Here is an 18,077-nt window from a genome sequence, read left to right on the forward strand (position 1 = left end):
CTGTTGTGGCCCCCCGCGGGGCCGTGGGGGCCCGCCCCGGGGGGTCCGGTCCGGACCGTCCGCACGGGGCGGCCCATCGTGGCCCTCCCCTCCCCCACTGCTGAGACCGGTGGTATCGGTGATCCTGTGCAGGTCAGCGCGGTGTCTGACACCGATGACACCGACCGTGACACCGGCGCTGACACCAAGGGGGAGCGGGCGACGGGAAGGCGACTGGGGTGTGCGTCAAGGCGCGCCGTGCGGGTGCGTCATCCGCGTCAGGAGCCGCGTCGCGGGTGCGTCACCGCAGGCTGCGCGGGTGACGCAGGCGCGTCAACGGTCTGCGTACGAGGCCCGGGCCATCGGCGGCCCAAGTTCGGCCCAACGGCGCGACGGTCCGACGGCCCAACCTCTGGCCCAACTCCGAGGTGCCGGCCCAGGTCGTGACCAGGTGGTCCGTACACGCAGGGCGGATGACACCTGGACCAGGTTTGGTCCAGACCTGGTCCACTTCCGGGCGGAAGACGGACCACCATGGACCGGAAGGGCTGCCGCCCCTGGACCGGAAGAGGACCCGGAATGCCCAACGCACAACGGCCGGCCGAAGGACGGGGAGGGGCGTACGCGCGCCCGCGCGACCGTAGGCATTGGGCGTTGCGTATTGGGCATTGCCGGGACGCACCGTAGGCTGACCGGCCCGCACACCGGAAGGAGCCAGCCATGGGCAGGAATGTGGAACTCGACCCGCGCGACGCCGAGGACGTGTTGCGGATGCTGACCGCGCTGTCGGCCATCCTCCATGCCCCGCCCCTGCCAGACGAGCTGTACGAGACGCTGGAGCCGGCAATCGGGCCGGAGATCATCCGGTACGGTAACCCCCTCGGCGTGACCTATCTGAAGGAGCGCGTCGACGAGCTACGCGCCCGAATGGCCCGAGGCCTGGGCGACGACCTGATCGATGACGGGCTCCGGGCGCAGCCTCCGCGGACGGTCTCTGTGGAGGAGTGACCAGAAACGCCGCTCGGCCCTCTGGGATGGCGCCCAGGGGGCCGCTACGGCATTAGTGGGGTCGGCCGAGAGGCGCTCTCCGCACCTGCCGGTCCAGCTCTCGCATCACCTTGTCGACCATGCCGCTCAGCTCTTGATCAATGTTTGCGTGCCACTTGTCATGGAGCTTCTTGTCGCCCATAGCGGCACCGCACTTCTGGCAGATCGGGTACTCCATCGTGGCCCCCTACAGGTCGCGGTGGCTTGGGTAAAACGCCTGCGACTGGCCCTCGGAGCGGCCGTCACGCCATGTCACCACAACCTTCTCCGGCGGCGCCTCACCCCACGCCATGATGTAGTTCATGTGCATCTCCTCGCCAGGGTGCAGCAGTAGTGTGTGGCTCCGGTGGTTCATGCCGATGAAGTGCAGCTCGACGGGCTCCTCGTTCCGAGAGAACCTGACCTCGACCTCGTGAGCCTCGGCTGGCCCGTGGTTCTTCACCACGAACCGATGCTGCTCGCTTACACGGTCACCGCTGATCTTGCGGTACTGCTCGCTGCGCACCTCGATACTGGCCTCGAGCTCCTTCCGCTGGTTCGCCTCCTTCTCTTCGGCGAGCTGCTGGCGCGCTTCCTTAGCTGCCGCCCGTTCGTGCATCAGCAGTGCGGTGGCGGCTGCGGCGGCGGCCAGGCCGGCAACGACGCCGCCGACGCTGCCCCATGCCTGCATCCAGTCGGTGATCTTCGGCCGCTCCTGGCCCGGTGCCGGGTCGTACGTCGCCGCCGAGATCGCGGCCAGCGAGAGGACCAGGGCGGCAGCGCTGGCGATGCCGGCGCAGAGCAGAGCGATGACGGTTTTTCGGTCGAGCTTCACCGCGTCATCATGGCAACGGCCCGCCAAATCGCGTCTGGCGGGCCGTACGCCTTCTTGGCTTAGGGCTCCGGCCCTTCCTCTCTGCGCCTCTCCGACTCCCGCATGGCATACAACGCTCGGTTATGTCGCCGCCTCAACTCCGCAAAGTCCGTCAGGCCCCCAGCACGCAAGACAGCCATCAGCACGAGAGCCAGCAACCACAGGAGGCACGGCAGCCCCAGCAACAACAGGACGGCATCCACGCTGCCGACACTAGCCCCGACCATCGATCCGGGAGGGCCGCGTCACGACGCCGTGCGCGGGATACGACGACTCATGAGGCCACCTCGTAGCCCAGCTCGGCCAGCAACTCGCGCGCATGCAGCACCTCGACGCCCAAGGCCGATGCCTCACGACGCAGGCGCTTATCAGAGGTCACCAACGCGCACCCGTCAACGAGACTGGTTACCGCTATGAGCGCGTCCCGGGAGTTCTTGGCCGGGTTACCGCCCAGCAGCCTCTCGACCGCTTCGGTGTCCCCGCCCAGCCGTGCCTGGTCGAACCGCGACACATCGAAGATGAATGCACCGGTGGGCACGACTTCGGCGAGGCGGACCAGCTGCTGCAGCTCGGCCCGCCGTTGCGGGTCGGGTGTCGCTTCGACCTCTTCGGCGAGTACGTGAGTGCCGATCAACTTCAGCTTGCCGGCGCTGATTGCGGCCTTCATTACGTCAAGGGCGCCCGGGAGGTCGACGATCGGGTCTACACCGTTGCAGTCCAGCACGACGCGTCTCATGCGGAGAGGGTAGGCGAGGACCGGTCAGTGGTGGCGTTCCCGCCAGAGCGCCAGGATCTCTCCTGGGCGGCCGGCGCGCGTTGGGCCCTGTCGGCTTGCCGTCACCGCGCTGTACGGGCTTGCGTGGTGACGGCACCGTGTGCGGAATGCGACGACTCACCATGGCGCTCGTGCCGGTCCTGGCCGCCCTCGCGCTCGCCGGCTGAGGCAGCAACGACAGCAGCAGCGAGGCCCCGCCGCCCGCCGCAGGGCCGACCGCGACGGCCCTGCCGAAGTGCGCCGACGTCTTCAAGCCCGGCCAGATCATCGACCAGGCGAAGGCCCAGGGCGGTTGTATGGACCCGGACGGCGGCGTGCAGGGTGTGGCGCGCACCACTGCAACGACGGCCGTCACCTGTGGCAGGTCGACGCTGCGACGGGTGCGACCGCCGGGTGGGGCTTCGGCGACGGGAAGTACACGGCGTCGAAGGACGCCGCCAGCGACCCGGCGTACAGCATGGCGTACGCGGCCTGTAAGTCCTGACCCTGGGCAGCGAACGGCCCGCCAGGATCGCGCCTGGCGGGCCGTCGCGTGTCTCCGGTGGTGCGGGCCTACACGTTGCTACCGACGGCGGCCTGGACGTTGCCGCCGAGGGAGGCGATGTGCTCGCGCAGCACCAGCACCAGGTCCCCGCTCCGAACGCAGAACTCCCCTGTGAGGCGCACATCGGCACGCCCGCCACCTACAGCCGCGGCCGCTCGCCGGACAACGGCCGCACGGTCGCCCCGACGGGCAGCTCCAGCAGCTCAGGCCCGCGCTCGCCGACGATGGCCGTGCCCGCGTTGAGGATGTGACCGCCCTTGGCCAGGTACGGGATGTTCGGGATGTTGAGCGTCACCGACGGGATGCCCATGCCGAGCACCGACCCGCCGCCCAGCCGCGGGATCTGGCCGAGCAGGTGCGGCGGGGCGGACTGGGGCACTGCGGTTGGTAGCCGGTCGGGCGGGCCAGGCACACTGAACGCCTATGTCGCCGTTCACTGCCAGTCTTCGGTTGCACGACGGGTAGGCCCTGCGCGAGCGCATCGGCCTCGGCGGAATGTCCGAGGTGTGGCGCGCCGACGACGAGGTGCTGCACCGGCCCGTCGCCGTCAAGGCCCTCACCCGGGAGTTCGCCACCGACCCGCAACTGCGGGCCACCATCCAGCGCGAGGCCCGCGCCGCCGCGCGGCTGACCCACCCGCACGTCACCCAGGTGTACGACTACGGCGAGGCGGCCCTGGACGGCGGCATCGTCGTCCCGTACCTGGTGATGGAGCTGGTGCAGGGGAGCAACCTCGCCGACCGGCTCGCTGCCGGGCCGCTGCTCGGCGGGCCGCGCCCGGTCGCCGCGTGGCGGTCGGCGCTGTTGATCGAGGCCGCCACTCGCATCGTCACCAGTAGCATCGACGATCAGTTGCTCAGCCTCAACCACGTCGGCGTGCTGCTGAGCCGGTTCGAGGACGCGATGCGCCATTGGCGCTACGACACCACCGGCGAGCGGCCCATCCGATGGCCGATCACCTCCGAACGCGAGGTCCAGGACATCCTCTGGATGCACCCAACTCCGGCTGGCCCGCACCGCCGCCGGCAATCTCCGCCGGCCCTGGGAAGGCCCCGCACCACCCGAGCGGCTTTCACCTGCCCGCGTCCGCCGCGCGTTTCGGCACCTACGCGCAAAGCCGGGCTGCCCCGCCGCCGCACCGAAACCGAGCCAACCAGGCCCTGGACGACCCTCCGGACACCCCAACCGCCACCGAGCCGCCCGCCACGACGTCCACCTCGTCACAGCCGCTACCAGCAACACACCGAACAGCAGCACCAAGAAAACGAAAACCGCGAATAGCCCGAGGCCACGACGCACAGGTTGAAGATCAAATTAGGCGTGTGCAGCCGAGATCGAGAGTCAAGCTGCTCTGCCGTGGTGCGCTTGATGAACATTCACGGTAAACCTGGTTCACCGGTTGACCGCCACGACTAACGCGTCCCGGCGCGGACCGCAGAACCCTTGTGTGACCAGACCACAGCAGTTCGCCGTGTTTAGTATATGGCGGGGTTGGTGGTCCCGGCCGGATGAGGCACTTACAACGCATCACATGGGCCGGCCGGATCCCGACGCGGGCCCACTCCAGAAGGGAGTAGGCCCGCGACGTGACGTCGCGCTACGCCGTGACCAGGGCTGCGGCACCACGAGAGCGCTCTGATCGGGCGCTAGACTGAGCCTTTTCCGTCCTGGCGGCGCAGGTGGCTGGCGATCACTGTCGGCTTGCGGCGGAATTGGGGAGCACAACGTGCAGGGGCGAGTTCACTGGCTCCAGCCTTGGGCCTCCGGCGAGCCGTGCATGGCCGCGTGTGACGTCGTGGCAGAAAATAGACGGGTGACGAAGACCTTTGTTGCGCGGCAAGCGGCAGACAGCTCACCTGCACTGCACTACTACGTAGTTCACGACGGCGCCGGCGGGCCGGAGGGCCTGCTGGTTGAGGAGTTCCTGCTCGCGGCGGACTACTCCTCGGCGGGGCTGGTGAGCGGCGGCTGGAGTCGAGAGGAGGGCCAGTGGCGCGATGCTTCGTCCACCAGTCGGCGCTTACGCGTCGACGCCGCGCTGCGGGCCCGAGTGACGCCCGTGGGCCGGGCAGCGGCGGCGGCGTTCTACTGGGATCTCTGCGGTGCCGATCTGCCGGACGAGCCTGAGCTCCGGGCGTGCTTCGGTGGCCTTCCCGCGCAGGCACCGTGTGCCTTGCGGCTGAGCGGTCCCGAGGCCAGGTCGGGATTTCGCGAGACGCGCGTCTATAGGATTCTCTTCGCCGATGAGTTGACCCAGGACGCCCTTGCGGCACTGAGCGAGGCGTGGCAGATGCCGGTCACCGGCGACCTCGCGGATCCCGAGGTGCGCGTTTTGGGTGCGGTGCGTCGCCAGGTTGCCGGCGACGCCTTCCGCTGGGATCTGCGGCGGGTGGCCGCAGGTGCCGCGTGGGGGCTGGACGTGACGTGCGATCTGGTGGGGGAACGTGACGAGGCGGTCGGCGTGCTGCTGCGCGGTCTGACGACGCAGATGCGGCAGCAGGGACTGATCCCCGTTACCGTCGACCGATTTCGCTGAACGTTCTGGCTCCCGTTTGCTCGGCTCTGTTACGGCCAACGGTTCGCTTCGACGTGGTGCAGGACGAGGATGGCCTGCACGATCGGGGTGGCTCGCCGGGGGCAGCAGCGCAGCTTGTTCAGGATCTTCCAGGTCTTGAGGGTGGCGATCGCGCGTTCGCCGCGGGCGCGGATCTTTGCGTGGGCGCGGTTGACGGCCCTCTGCCGGCGTGACAGCTTCGGTCGGAAGCGGCGCCGCTTGAACGGGGTGCGGAGGCTGCCGCGGGCTCCTTGGTAGCCCTTATCGGCGAAGGTCATCACGTCTGCCCTGGTCAACGCGTCGATGATGCCGTTGGTTCGGGCTGCGGTCAGGTCGTGGACCGCACCGGGCAGCGCTGGCGAAGCCCAGACAAGTCGGCCAGCGGCATCCGCGATCACCTGCACGTTCACGCCGTGGCGCTTGTGTTTCCCGGAGTAGTACGGCCGCTGGTCGGCGACCCGGTCGATCGTAATCAGGGTGCCGTCCAGGATTGCGTACGCCAGTCGGCGGATCCGTTGGATGGCGGTGGCCAGGCCGTCGGCTGCCGACCTGAGCAGGGCTATTGCTTCCTGCACGTAGCGCCAAGCGGTGGCGACGCCGATCCGGAAGCCGGCCGCGAGTCGGGTGTAGGTGTCGCCGTTGCGCAGGTGAGCGAGAGCCAGCAGCGCCTGCCGGCCGGGGTCGAGGCGTCGCCACCGGGATCGTCGCTGCTTGCGGTGGCCGCGGATGCGTTCGGCGAGGTGGTTCAGGGTGCGGCTGGACAACGGAATCGTGGCGGGGTAGGACAGCATGGCGAGGCTCCCGGTCGGGGCTTCGAGTCTTGGTCGACAGCTGTCCTACCTGGAGCCTCGCACCCATCGATCACCGGGCCTGCCACACCCATCCTGAGCTGCAAGATGAGCTTGGAAAAGGCTCACGCCGCGGTGGCGTTTGAGACGCGCGATGCCGTTCTCGACGGCGTGGCGTAGCCGGTAGAGGTCTCGGTCGAAGGCGGGTGGGCGTCCTGGTCCTTCTTGCTCGGGATGCAGGCTTTGATACCGCGTGTCCGTAGGTAGCGGCGGTTGCCGCGGCTGGTGTAGGCCTTGTCGGCCAGGACCACATCGGGGCAGGTCGGGGCCGGCCCACCCCGAGGCGGGTGACCCGGATGCGGCGCAGGACCGGGATGAACTGCGGACTGTCACCGCGGTGCCCCGCGGTCACAACCATCGACAGGACCTTCTGGCCCTGTAGTTTCTCGGGCGAGGTGTCATCGACCGGGCCGAGGAACCTGATCCGTCAGCCGTCGGCGCGGACGTCGTCGGTCACGGCCACGAACAGGTCGTCGACGCACGCCAGTTCGTCGAGCCGAGTGCCGCCGGTGCGGGCGATGATGACGAACCCGGAGTAGTCCATGATCATTCCTGCCGTTCGGCGAGGCGCTGGTTGGCGATTGCACCAGCAGATCAGAGGTCATTGACGGGCTTAAAGATCTCGACCGGCAGCTCGGCTCTACGTCATGCTGGGATCTCCACCGAGGTCGTTGGTTAGATCGGTCAGCGTCAGTGGTTCGTCTACTAGGCCGGACACCTTAAGGGATAGGATTGCGGCTTCGACATTGTCCGCGTAGACGATGACGGCGAGCTCCTCCCGGGCGCGTGAGACGCAGACGTACAGCAAGCGCCGGCTTCGTTCGACGGTCGTGTCTTTGCCGTTCTCCTTGTTATCACGGTCAGTCTGCGACAGTTCAGCGAGTCCGAGGAGTTTGTCGTAGGAGTATGCCGGCAGGACTCCTTCGGAGTCGTCCAGCAGAACGATGACCCGCGGGAACTCGGCGCCCTTCGTCGCGTGCTGCGTCGAGTAGGGCGACTGACGGCTGACATAGCGAAGGTAGCCTTGGATCTCGCGCACGTCGCACGCCATGAACGCATCGAGGACTTCTCGGGCTTTCTCGGACAGGACCTGGTCGCTGTGGGGTCCTTCGGGGTCGAGGTATCGGGCGAGTTGTGGAACCGGGTCGATAAGTCTGGTGCGGTGTGCGAACCGTAACGTCTTCCCGACCGAGCCGGGGCCGGCGGCGGCGACGAGGCCACGTAGATCAGTCACGGCTTCGCGTGCGGACGTTAGTCGCTCCCGCACGACGCCCGCTCCGGCGAGGTCGTCACGCATCAGACCGCTGTGTTTGCGCAGGATACGGAGCGCGGCGTTGTCGTTCGAGGCGTCGCACAGGGGCAGGATGACGTTGGCGAACGGCGTGATGGGCCAGGCTGTGCCTTCGATGAAGGCGGTGGCCAGTGCAGGTGGGTTCTTCGGGTGGAAAGCCGCGTGCAGGTTGGCGAAGCCGAGTCGCCGGGCCGCGAGCTTATGCATGGCGACGAGAATCTTCACGCCGTCGGGTCCATCGGCGGACCAGGCGTCGCTCGACGTGCGGTGTGCGAGCCAGCGGCGAACGGCATCCATGCTGGCGACACGGTCGGCGTCGGCAGGCAGAACAATGAAGTAGGCGTGTCCCTCTGGTGTGAGTTCGTTGAGTCGGCCGGGTGTCTGCTTGTTACCGTCGGCGGCGGCTCGTACCCGGTTGACGACCTCAAGCACGCGGCGCGAGGAGCGAAAGTTTTCGGTTTTGTTGATTAGCGCCCAGTCCGGCTCGGGGGGAACCTGGCCGATGCCGGTGGGGTAGATCTGCTGCATCGGGTCGCCGAAGAATCCAAGGCAGAAGTCGCTCTTGATGGTTCTGTACATGTGGATGAGGCCCGCGACGACGTCCGCCTCCGTATCTTGGCTTTCGTCGACGAAGAGGATCGGGAAGCGGGTCGCAATGACCTTTGCCAGCAGCGGTTGCTCCATGAGCATCCGCGGCACCATCTTGAGGACATCTGCATGTCCGACCTGCCCCCTGCCGTAGTCGGGCCCGACGCTGTAGGTGAACTTGCGGACCGAGTGGAGCCCGTCTAGTTGACGTTGGTAGCGAGCTCGGTCCTGGGTCAACGCGTCACGCTTCGTGGGTGCCTTCGCCTTGTCGATCTTGCCGCTAAGCTCGTCGAGCTTGCCGGCGAGTTGGCGCTTGATCCAGGCACCGATGTCCGACTGGAACGGTGCGACGACGTCCCACAGGAAGCTGTGAATCGTCGACACATAGACCAGAGGGTCGTCGTGGACATCGCCGTGGATCTCGGCTGCGGCGACCTCCGTGTAGGTGATGCAGGCTATGCGCTGGGTACGCGCCCGGAGCTGGGTACGGCGGGTTGCTGTCACGTGCGCCAGAGCCTTGACGAGCGAGGTAGTCTTCCCGGAACCCGCGCCGGCGGTGACGATGAACCCGGCCTTTCCCTTTCGGTCGAGGACATCGCGGATCAGTCGGTCGGCGTCCGTGTCTCGGGCATCGATCCGGCCGGTCATTTACCAACCTCGGCTTCGATCGCAGTCAAGGGTGCGGTTTCGGACGGATTGACCGTGACCCGGTCTCGTAACCATTTGAGACCATCTGTAATATACTGCGGCGCGGTCCACTGGTTGTGGTCCTTGGTGATGAGCGCGAGGGCGAAGTCGGTTTTGTCAAAGGACTTGACGCGCTTGTAGATTTCCTCGTGCAAGCCCTCCAACGTCATGGCCGCCGCTCCCGAGACGCGGAGCCGGAGATTGGCCTGTGCCTCATGCTGACACCACCCGAGGTTCTCCAAGGCGAATGCTTCCTCGAAGGTGCGACCAGCTAAGGCTGTCTGCCGATCGCCCCAGCTGATCGGTCGGCGGGTCTGGTATGCAACTCGGATACATCCCGGAATACCGGCTGCGGTCGGTGAGGACTTCACAGCCTCGTCCGCATCGAGAAGCTGGTCGATCAATCGAATACGGGGGATCCATGAGGCCAAGGTCTCGTTGCTCGTAACCGCGCCCGCCTGCGTCGTCATACACGCCGACCTAGCTGCAGGCACCTCGTCGGAGTCGGTCGCGGCCGCGTCGGGGCTCGGCCCTCGCACGCTGTCTAGGTCGGTGATGACCAGCGTGGGAAGTTCCAGAAACGTAATCAGTTCCTGGAACTTGTGGGCATAGGCGCCGCCGACCTCAAGGATCGTGAGGTGGCTTGACTGGAGCTCAGGCACCGATTTTTGGATGATCAGTGGCAGTAGGAGCCTTTCGACGTTGCCCTCGACCAGAATCGCAGCGTCGGCGAAGAACAGGTCGCAGTGGGTCAGCTTCAGGTATTGCCGAAGGAAGTGCCTGGTGTCATCCTCCGTCGTCTCCCGGAACGTCATCAGATCCTTCACGTCGGTGTGATGGACATTGCCGTCTGCGCCGGTCCGCTTGAAATACCGAATTGGCTCAAACGACTTCTCGTAGATGACGTGAGCGGAGTGTGTCGTGACGATCATTTGAGTGGCGAAGGCCGACTCAACCTGTGGAAGGATTTCACGGATCTTGCGGATGAAGACCTGCTGCAGTTGAGCGTGTAGATGCGCCTCGGGCTCCTCGATGAACACTAGGTGGATCGGGGGTCGCTCACCTTCGGCATCGATCCATCGATGGTGAAAGTCCAGGACCTCGACGACCATGTAGATCAGATTTTTGAAGCCGAGCCCGTTGTACTGGTCGGGCAGCGTTCGCTCAGATGTGCCCATCGAGCCGCCGGTCGCAGGTAGAGCGTAGTGGACCCGGGCGCCGCTGTTGAGGACGCTCTGGGCATTGAAGGCAGCCTTCACCACCAATCGCGGATGGACGAAGCCTGGATAGCCGAGGTCGGCAAGCTTGTCCAAGGTCGGCTCAAAGACCTTCGCGAAGTGCTCGTTGAGGTGGCGTTCCGAGTCCGCAATCGCAGCCACCGCCGCGAGATCGTTCTCCCGCTGTTCGAGATTGCGGGCGTAGAAGCCACTCAACTTCCGAGACAGGTCTTCGGCCCGACCGCGGCTCTCGCCATCAACCAGGTGACGCTGAGCGTCAAGGAAGTCAACCTTGATCAACGAGTCGAGCTTGGCGCCGAGGCGGCTCGCGCTGCCGTGTGCAGTGTAGGGGGCGTATCCCGCAATCGGCTCCAGCCGCTCGTCGCAGTGGGTGGAGTCCAGGATCGCGTAGGTAATCTCGTACTCGTGCCGCAGCTCACGGCTTAGATAGTCGGTCAGCGACTGCGGCCATGGTTCGTAGTTGGAACCCTCTGGGCGTTCGACGGCCAGTGCCCTGCTGCGGTACTCCTCGAAGTTCTCGATCAGGGCCTTGCCGTTCTTGGGCATGTACGAGAGGCGGATCCCTACCAGGCCGGAACTCCAACTCAGGTTGGGCAGAAAGTCGACGACGCGGTGCAGGTTGTCATCATCACCGTTCAGGTCGAGCCAGATGTCCAGAACGATGCGCGGAAGTCGCTCGTCGGGATCATCCGAAGCGGCGTCGAACGCGTCGAACTCTGCCCAGCAGTCGGCGGTGAAGTCGTAGAGCCGGAACCGCTCTTTCTCGGCACCGAGGAACAGTCGGAACACCTGTGCGGCCGAGGTCTTCCCGCTGTTGTTTGCGCCGACGAAAACCGTCGTCTCGGGGTCCAGATCGATCCTGACGTCTCGCAGCCGCCGGAAGTTCTTCACACGGAACGTCTTGACGTACACGCCGCTCCATTCACTGCAGAAGCACGCCGCGAAAGAGCGCGCGTTTAACCGTCAGCGTCCAGCCTGCTGCCGAACGCCACGTTCAACATCACCGTGACGCCTCCTTATGGCGCCTGGCTTCCACCTCCGCTGCGACCGACCTGATCCAGCGACGCAGATCGTCGTCGCGTTGAGGCCAGATGGTCAGCTGTGCCGTCAACGAGTGGGATGCTCGCGTGACCCAACGATGATCTACCACTAGCTGCGGAAACGCCAACACCGGTAGTGTCAAGTAGGCGACGAAACCCAGCCGTAGGCAAGCCCAGAAGGGCAGGACTTCTACGGCAACTTACACCGGTTTGGGTGCTCGTCAGAGCCGCCTAGTCAACCGCGCGAGCGTCCGCCCGAGTGGGCCGCGCTTCCGCCGGCTTCATTGCCCATAGTCGCGCGGAACGAAGAACGAGAGCATCGAGCCGACGGCGATGCGGTCCAGCCCGCTCGATGGGCCGTCCAGGGAAGGGCGCAGAAGGTCACCCGGCCAAGTGGGTTCCGCCGGTGTGCTGACGGATGATCCTCCTCGACTACGTCGGACGCGCTGTCGCCTTCGGCGCCCAGTTGCCGCCACCGATAACATCTGCACAAGAAGCGGCCTCAATTTCTGGACAGTCCGATTTTAAACCTCAGCCTTGGGGCGGAGATGAGGCAGTGCCGTTCTAATGCCTTGTCACTCAAACGAGACCCGCCCTCGGAGCATGGCCCGGGTCTGTGTGGATTGTGGTTCTAACGGCACCTCTCTGTGCCAAGGCGTTGGCAGCAGAGAGAGGTGCCGTTGGCCAAACAGCCCCGGGCCATGGCCGAGGGTTAGCTGGCGGTCGCCGCCAAGTCGTTGAGGGCAGCGTTGATCACAGGCCAGCACATGAGAACTGTGTCCTGGTCGGGGGCGTGGCCAATCTTGACTTGCGCGTTGGGATGGACGAGGTTGCGGTATTCGCGCAGCGTGGTGGCAAATCCGTGGACGTCAGTTTGGATCCACTTGTTGTCGTGGGCGGTCTCAAGGAGGTTGTGTAGGTTCCACTTCTTCAACGGCTCACTTGAGCCCGGCATGCGGGCCTTGACGGCGTCGAGCAAGACGCCTTCGAGGAGGCTGCCGAGCATAATGACGGCGCTGGAGTAGGCGCCGTTACGGTCGCAGACGCGCGCTTCATTGAGTCGGCTCTCGAGGATGGCAGCGAGATCGGCGTCCCGGACGATGTCAGCCATGGCCACGTGAAGCATGACGTCCGGGGGCTGCTGCTCCTGATCCTCTGGTCGTTTGTACGGACGGATGGCGGGTCGCCCCTGGCTATGCGCGATTTCGAACCCTTCCATGACCAAGACGCTGTTGAGCATCTTGGTGACTTCGGCGGATGCGAGGGGTTCGTTACGGTTGATGTACTCGCGTCGGTCGGCGAGGCGGCAGACGAGCGCATCGATGGCACCGGGTACGTTCCGCCGTTGGCGGAGCTGGTTGGTGAGCCAGTTCCGGCGTTGTTCGCCGTTGTTTGCGGTGACGTTGTCCCAGCCGGCTTGTTGAAGAAGCTTGAGTAGCTGGGCCGCGCTGCGGTAGACGGGGTAGTCGTCGCCGCCGCAGGCAATGCGGGCGATTTCGTCGAGGGTATTTTCGTCGATGCCTTCGAGCACGCGGGTCTCCTAGAGTTCGTCTTCGTCGTCGGACAGCGAGGTGGGTCTCCATCGCGATTGCTGGCGGGGTGCTGCGGGCAGTGAGCGAGGTTCGATGCCCCGTTGCTTGAGCTGCTGCCACAGCGGCTCGAGGGCGGCCTTGGGGTCGAGGAGGTACTCGCTGTCGCGGATGCGAATAAACTGCCAGCCGGCTCGACGTAGTTCCCGCTCGCGGTGTAGCTCCTGCTGGACCTGCTCTGGTTGTCGAGTCCGCGCGGGGGTGTCGCACTCGACGGCGAGGCGTCCGTTGTCACCGACGATGACGAGGTCGATGGCGCGCTGATCGACAGCGTACTGCGGGACGACGGCGTAGCCGCGACGGCGCAGTTCCAGGAAGACGCGTTGTTGCAGCAGGCAGGTGAAAGGGTCGGTACGGGTGTCGGGGGTGACGTCGTCGAGGTCCGGATCAATGGTGAGGGTTGCCGGGGGGTGAAGCATGTAGCTCAGCAGTGAGTGGCGAAGGTCTGTGGGGTTGAGGCTGGCGACGGGCACGGAGGTGAACAGCCATAGTTGGTCGCGGGCGCGGCTGGCGGCGACGTTGTACCGGCGCTGTTCGGTGCGGCCGGTGAGAGCTTTCTTGGCCTTGGTGACGACCATGGATAGCAGGATGATGTCGCGTTCGTCGCCTTGGAAGTCGGGTGGTTGACCGACTCGAATATGACGCCGCCGGATGTCTGCTGGGTCGATGCGCTCGTAGAGCAGCTTGTCGAGGGTATGCGTCTGTCTGCCGCTCTGGAGCGCGATGATGCCGATGGTCTTGTTGCGGCACATCGGGTCGTCAATGATTTTCTGCACGTGGTCGATGATGGCGTTCGCTTCGACCTGGTTGCGTAGGGTGGCTCGCTGACCTTCTTCTACGGCGCCGTCGACGTGGACGACCCTGAGCGGGTCGAGGCGGTCGGCACCGAATTGTCGAAGCGGTATGAGTCTGTTGTCGTAGAACTGCGCCGAGGACCATCCGATGATCTCAGGCATGCATCGGAAGTGTTCGGACAACCTGATAACGTCAGAAAAGCGTGAGGCGAGGAGTTCGTAGAGGTTGGAGCTCGGGAGGAAGCCGTTCCGCAGGTTCATGGGCATGTCGGCCAGGTGACGGTCGAGACTCTCCTGGATGGCCCCCGAATCGTTGTTCCGATAGTTGGCTCCGGGGGCGCACTGCTTCTCGTCACCGACAACGATGACTCGTGGTGCCAGCCACAGGAGGAAGAGGTCGTCGACGCTGGCTTGGCTGGCTTCGTCGACGATGACGACGTCGAAGGCGTTGGGTTGCGGTGGAATCGTGTCGGTCACGGATGATAGCGGCATCACCCAGGCCGGGACCGCCTGCTGGGCGTCTCTCATTGCATCAAACGCTGCCGTCAGGTAGCGGTCCTTGCTCTTGCCCTGGCCTCGGCCGTAGCTGCCCATGTTGCTCTTGTAGGACTGCAGGGCTTGGCGCTGTCTTTCGGTCATGCGTTCTAGGCAGTGCCGTAGAGCCTGTTTCCCAGCGAGTTCGGCGGTGATGCGGTTGAGTGCTAGTTCGACGTCGTCGATCCGCTGCTCGTGGACGTGCTCGGCGTTCGGCTGCCGGACGACCTCGTGGTAGGCGGCTGCAGCGCCCCAGGACCACGCCGCCTCGATGTCGCCGAGGCGGTGACCCCAGGTTGGGTCGTCGAAGTTGTCAACGACCTGATCAGCAAGCGTCGGGTGGGCGTCGGAGAGCGCGCGGAGCAGGGCGTCGCAGCGCTGTTGGGACTTTTTGTCATCCCTAGCCCCATCAAGTTCTGTGCGGATGGCACCGTAGCGGTCGATGTCGCCGCGGGCTAGGGCGGCGGCGATCTCGGCGACTTCGGGGGCGGCGTCAGCGGTGCGGGACCATGCCCGCATGGTGTTCGTCAATTCGGTCATGGCATCGGTTGCCTGCCGTGCCGCTGCAATGACCGGCCGGTTGTGGCTGACGCGGACCAGGAGGTCCCAGTGGTCGGGGCTGCGGACCGCGAAGCGGATCCTGTGACGGCGCATGAGGTGCTCGATGGCGTCTCGGGCGGCGGCGAAGGCACGCAGCGCTGATGCGTTGTGTGAGATGTCGTTGAGATGGGCCACGCGTCGGCGTAGCGGCCCATGCATGGTCGGCACGCCGGTGGAAGCCCATGCCTCCAAGGCGGCAGTAACGGCCGTCTCCGCCTGGAGGTAGGTGGTTAGTGCGGTCAACTCCGCCACGGTGGTGGGAGGCGCGCCGTCGACCGTGCAAACCTCCAGTAGGTCAGTGGCGTCGAGTTGCGCACGGGCGGGCAGATAGCGGCGTAGGCGACCGCCTCTAGAGAGATGCTTGCGAAGGCGCTTGGCTTGGCCGGTGAGCCGGATGAGATTCGCTGTGGTTAGGGGTGTGGTGCCCAGGTCGATATCGGAACCGTTAAGGGCGGTCAGGGCGCGCAGGTGGGGCTCTACGTCGCGCAGTTCGGTGAACAGGGCCTCCCAGTAGGCAGGGCCTCTTCGTGCCAAGAGGGCTTCGGCGGCGGTGCGGCGCCAGTCTGCGGGATCCCAGTCGGTGATGGTGTCGGAGAGGCCGCAGGCGGCGAGAGCATCGGCAGCCACCTCGACGTGCCGCTGCATGTCCGCCAACGCGCCGTCATCGAGGGCTGCGACTGACCACGCTGCGGAGGTGTGATCGGGGCCCAATATCCGTTCAGCCTGAGCGATGGTGGTAATCATGGCGGCGACGTCCGTGGAGGGCGGCACCAGGTCAGGGCTGGGGATCATCTGGCGAGCACGTGCAGCCCGCTGTGGTGTGGCCGAGATGAGAAGTTGCCAAAGATGTCGACCCTGATCATTGGAGAGCGGTGGATCACCAGGGGCACCGGTTGGTAGCGGTTCGATCCACGCGTGCTGGTTACGGCCGGTGTTGAGTTGCTCGACGATCTGTGCCAGCGTGCCGCCGTACCCGCGTGCGACCGGTGGGTGCTGTGAATACTCCTGTTCCCGAACCATGCGTAGGTCACGGATTGCCTGATCGAGCGCGATCTTGAGGTCCGCGCGCTGGTGCCGCAGTTCGGCGATGTCGCGGTGGAGTTCGTCGACGGTGACGGTGGAGGATAGTTCCGAGAGTGCGGTGATGCTGCGGTCGAGCTCGTCGGTCTCGGTTCGTTGCATGCCCGTCATCAGTACGCAGAGTCGCCTTACCGGCTCGGGTAGCTTCTGGCGGAGCACTCGAAGCGCCTGATCCTTCTGGCTTGTGATCAGAAGTCGCTGGCCGTCAGCGAGCAGGGCGCAGATGAGGTTGGCGATTGTGTGCGTCTTGCCTGTACCCGGAGGGCCCTGCACGACGACTGTCGTGTCGTCGCTCAGCTTCGCCAGTACCCTGCGCTGTTCCCGGTTGCTGGCAAGGGGGAACAGCGGGTCGTCGCTGTTTAATGGGCGATCTTGCGGAGTGTCGTTAAGCCATGCGCGGCGCTGTGTAGCCTCGATGGGAGTCACTAGTTGCGCCAGCGCGAGGGGCGTAGGAGTGTCTGGGTCCTCAAGGCTGCTGGCGATGGCGTGGTAGACGCGCTCTAGTCCCTTGCGGTTACGTCTGCGCAGAAAGAGAGCGGGAGCCAGCGTCAGCTTGGCTCCGTCTGGCTCATTAAGGGTCGGGGCTTCCCACTGGTCGTCGGCGAAATGCAGTGCGCGATCCCATCGACGGCGCTTCCACCGCTGTAACCAGTCCGCGACCTCTGGGGCGAAGGGATGCAGCTGCACTTCGGCGTCAGACCAGGGTGACCCGGAACGATTGGCTCGGTAGCCGTCATGAGGAGTCAAGAATTCTTGGTCTTCGATCCTCATGCGCTGGTTGAGGGGCACAACAACTTGCAGACCTTCCGTGGCGGGATCATCGACGATGGCCGCGTCCCAGATCAGAAGGTGGCGGCGGACATCCCAGCGGCCGTCGACGCTGGAGGTGAGAAGGCCGATGCCAAGGACCAATTCCTCGGCGTCACCACGCTGCTGCGCCTGTCGTTGAAGCCGTTCAAGGTGGGTGTAGGCCGCACGCTGTTCCCTCATGGGGCGCTCATGTTCCGCCCATCTCGTCCAGGCAGTGAGCCATGTTTCGTAGTCGCGTTGGATTGAGTCCGGGATAGCGGAACCAGCAACCGCCTGTTCGCCTGCGGAGGCAACGAGCTGGGGTGGAGGACCGTCGGCGTTGCCGTAGTCCGTTGTGTTCAGAAAATCACGGACTGCCGGTGGCGGTGCGGGGGGTTCGGGTGGAGGCGGGTACTCGACCTGCATGACCACCGGCCCGTGCGATCTCCTACTCGCTTGTGGCAGCTTGCGGAACCAGTAGGTGTTCGAGTCGCTGATAGCGTCGCGGTCCTGGCGGTCGCCACTTCTGACCTGCGCGAGCAGGTGTGTCACAAGGCCTTGGGTCAGCCGCTTGACGGCAGGACTTGTCGGGGACACGGGCTCCGGCACTGCGCCTCCTCGGGTTTGCCCAGCCCAACAGGATGCACGCGATCAAACACGGCATGCAACTAACTGCCGGAAGAAGGACACGATCCCTGGCCCCGGCCGAAGGCGGGTGCGCCCGCCCCAGCCGCTCCCGCAGCCGCTGCCAGAACGCAGGTCAGAAGCCCGCAGCGGCGAAGGAAGCACGTTGCCGTACGCGGGAAGCTCGCGCTGTAGCCGAGGCATTGCGTCTCGTCAGTCCGTCCTGTCTGGCGGGATGTCGCCCCATGGCGTGTCCCCGTCGGTCGCGACGATGACGATGCCGTCCTTGGGCCGCAGCGCGGCCGAGGCGGCGAGACCGACCCGCATGTCGGTGCCTCCACCGCCGACCAACTCAATGTCCTCGATGCGGCGCACCCGCCGGGCCGAAGTGCGAGCCACGTCAGCCACGAGGTCTCCGGTAATGGGTTCTTCTTGGTCGTTGAACCACCTACCGGAGACCTCGCGGTCTATCGATCACCGACACGCCGACGTCGGATCAGACGATCTCCACTTCTGAAACACGGCCTAGCTTGATCTTTAACCTGTGCGGCGTGGCCTCGGGTTATTCGAAGTCTTCGTTTTCTGCGTGCCACCTTTCGATTTTGTCCTGGTCGCGGCGGTGA

11 protein-coding genes and 3 pseudogenes are annotated in these 18,077 nt (G+C 65.4%); 4 read left to right on the plus strand and 10 right to left on the minus strand.

From position 1 onward, the window contains the following. The first annotated feature begins 699 nt into the window (after positions 1 to 699). Complete coding sequence (locus tag ACWENR_RS23005; RefSeq protein ID WP_452279043.1) at positions 700 to 987, plus strand: hypothetical protein; 288 nt, start codon at positions 700 to 702, stop codon at positions 985 to 987. A gap of 226 nt (positions 988 to 1,213) precedes the next feature. Here ACWENR_RS23005 and ACWENR_RS23010 read toward each other — a convergent pair whose 3' ends face one another. The 3 genes from ACWENR_RS23010 to ACWENR_RS23020 form a co-directional block, all read right to left on the minus strand. Further along, a complete protein-coding gene (locus tag ACWENR_RS23010) occupies positions 1,214 to 1,840 on the minus strand; it encodes a hypothetical protein (protein WP_452279044.1) in 627 nt (208 codons plus the stop codon). Between the two features lie 313 nt (positions 1,841 to 2,153). Continuing rightward, positions 2,154 to 2,615, minus strand: a complete 462-nt coding sequence (locus ACWENR_RS23015) for a hypothetical protein (protein ID WP_452279045.1) — start codon at positions 2,613 to 2,615, stop codon at positions 2,154 to 2,156. Positions 2,616 to 3,337: 722 nt separating this feature from the next. Beyond that, positions 3,338 to 3,577 (minus strand): hypothetical protein, encoded by a 240-nt coding sequence (locus ACWENR_RS23020; RefSeq protein ID WP_452279046.1) that lies wholly within the window; start codon positions 3,575 to 3,577, stop codon positions 3,338 to 3,340. A gap of 101 nt (positions 3,578 to 3,678) precedes the next feature. Between ACWENR_RS23020 and ACWENR_RS23025 the strand changes: the two are divergent. The 3 genes and pseudogenes from ACWENR_RS23025 to ACWENR_RS23035 form a co-directional block, all read left to right on the plus strand. After that, positions 3,679 to 3,939: pseudogene (locus tag ACWENR_RS23025) on the plus strand (serine/threonine-protein kinase); the annotation flags it as partial. Positions 3,940 to 4,192: 253 nt separating this feature from the next. Continuing rightward, positions 4,193 to 4,504 (plus strand): annotated as a pseudogene (locus ACWENR_RS23030) (NF041680 family putative transposase); the annotation flags it as partial. A gap of 507 nt (positions 4,505 to 5,011) precedes the next feature. After that, on the plus strand, positions 5,012 to 5,734 hold the full coding sequence (locus ACWENR_RS23035) for a hypothetical protein (protein WP_452279047.1): 723 nt from the start codon (positions 5,012 to 5,014) through the stop codon (positions 5,732 to 5,734). Between the two features lie 29 nt (positions 5,735 to 5,763). Here the strand turns inward: ACWENR_RS23035 and ACWENR_RS23040 are convergent, their stop codons facing one another. The 7 genes and pseudogenes from ACWENR_RS23040 to ACWENR_RS23070 form a co-directional block, all read right to left on the minus strand. Then, a complete protein-coding gene (locus ACWENR_RS23040) occupies positions 5,764 to 6,543 on the minus strand; it encodes a transposase family protein (protein ID WP_311412567.1) in 780 nt (259 codons plus the stop codon). A gap of 45 nt (positions 6,544 to 6,588) precedes the next feature. Beyond that, positions 6,589 to 6,964: pseudogene (locus ACWENR_RS23045) on the minus strand (transposase); the annotation flags it as partial. A gap of 276 nt (positions 6,965 to 7,240) precedes the next feature. Beyond that, positions 7,241 to 9,127, minus strand: a complete 1,887-nt coding sequence (locus ACWENR_RS23050; protein ID WP_452279048.1) for a UvrD-helicase domain-containing protein — start codon at positions 9,125 to 9,127, stop codon at positions 7,241 to 7,243. Then, positions 9,124 to 11,316, minus strand: coding sequence for an ATP-dependent endonuclease (locus tag ACWENR_RS23055; protein ID WP_452279049.1), 2,193 nt, complete (start codon positions 11,314 to 11,316; stop codon positions 9,124 to 9,126). Before ACWENR_RS23055 ends, ACWENR_RS23050 begins: the two co-directional genes overlap by 4 nt. Before the next feature lie 840 nt (positions 11,317 to 12,156). Continuing rightward, a complete protein-coding gene (locus ACWENR_RS23060; RefSeq protein ID WP_452279050.1) occupies positions 12,157 to 12,975 on the minus strand; it encodes a hypothetical protein in 819 nt (272 codons plus the stop codon). 9 nt (positions 12,976 to 12,984) lie between these two features. Beyond that, positions 12,985 to 17,031 carry an AAA domain-containing protein gene (locus ACWENR_RS23065; protein ID WP_452279051.1) on the minus strand — a complete coding sequence of 1,349 codons (4,047 nt, stop codon included), beginning with the start codon at positions 17,029 to 17,031 and terminating at the stop codon, positions 12,985 to 12,987. A gap of 636 nt (positions 17,032 to 17,667) precedes the next feature. Next, complete coding sequence (locus tag ACWENR_RS23070) at positions 17,668 to 17,829, minus strand: hypothetical protein (protein ID WP_452279052.1); 162 nt, start codon at positions 17,827 to 17,829, stop codon at positions 17,668 to 17,670. Positions 17,830 to 18,077: the final 248 nt, after the last annotated feature.

The organism is Micromonospora sp. NPDC004336 (assembly GCF_053602615.1).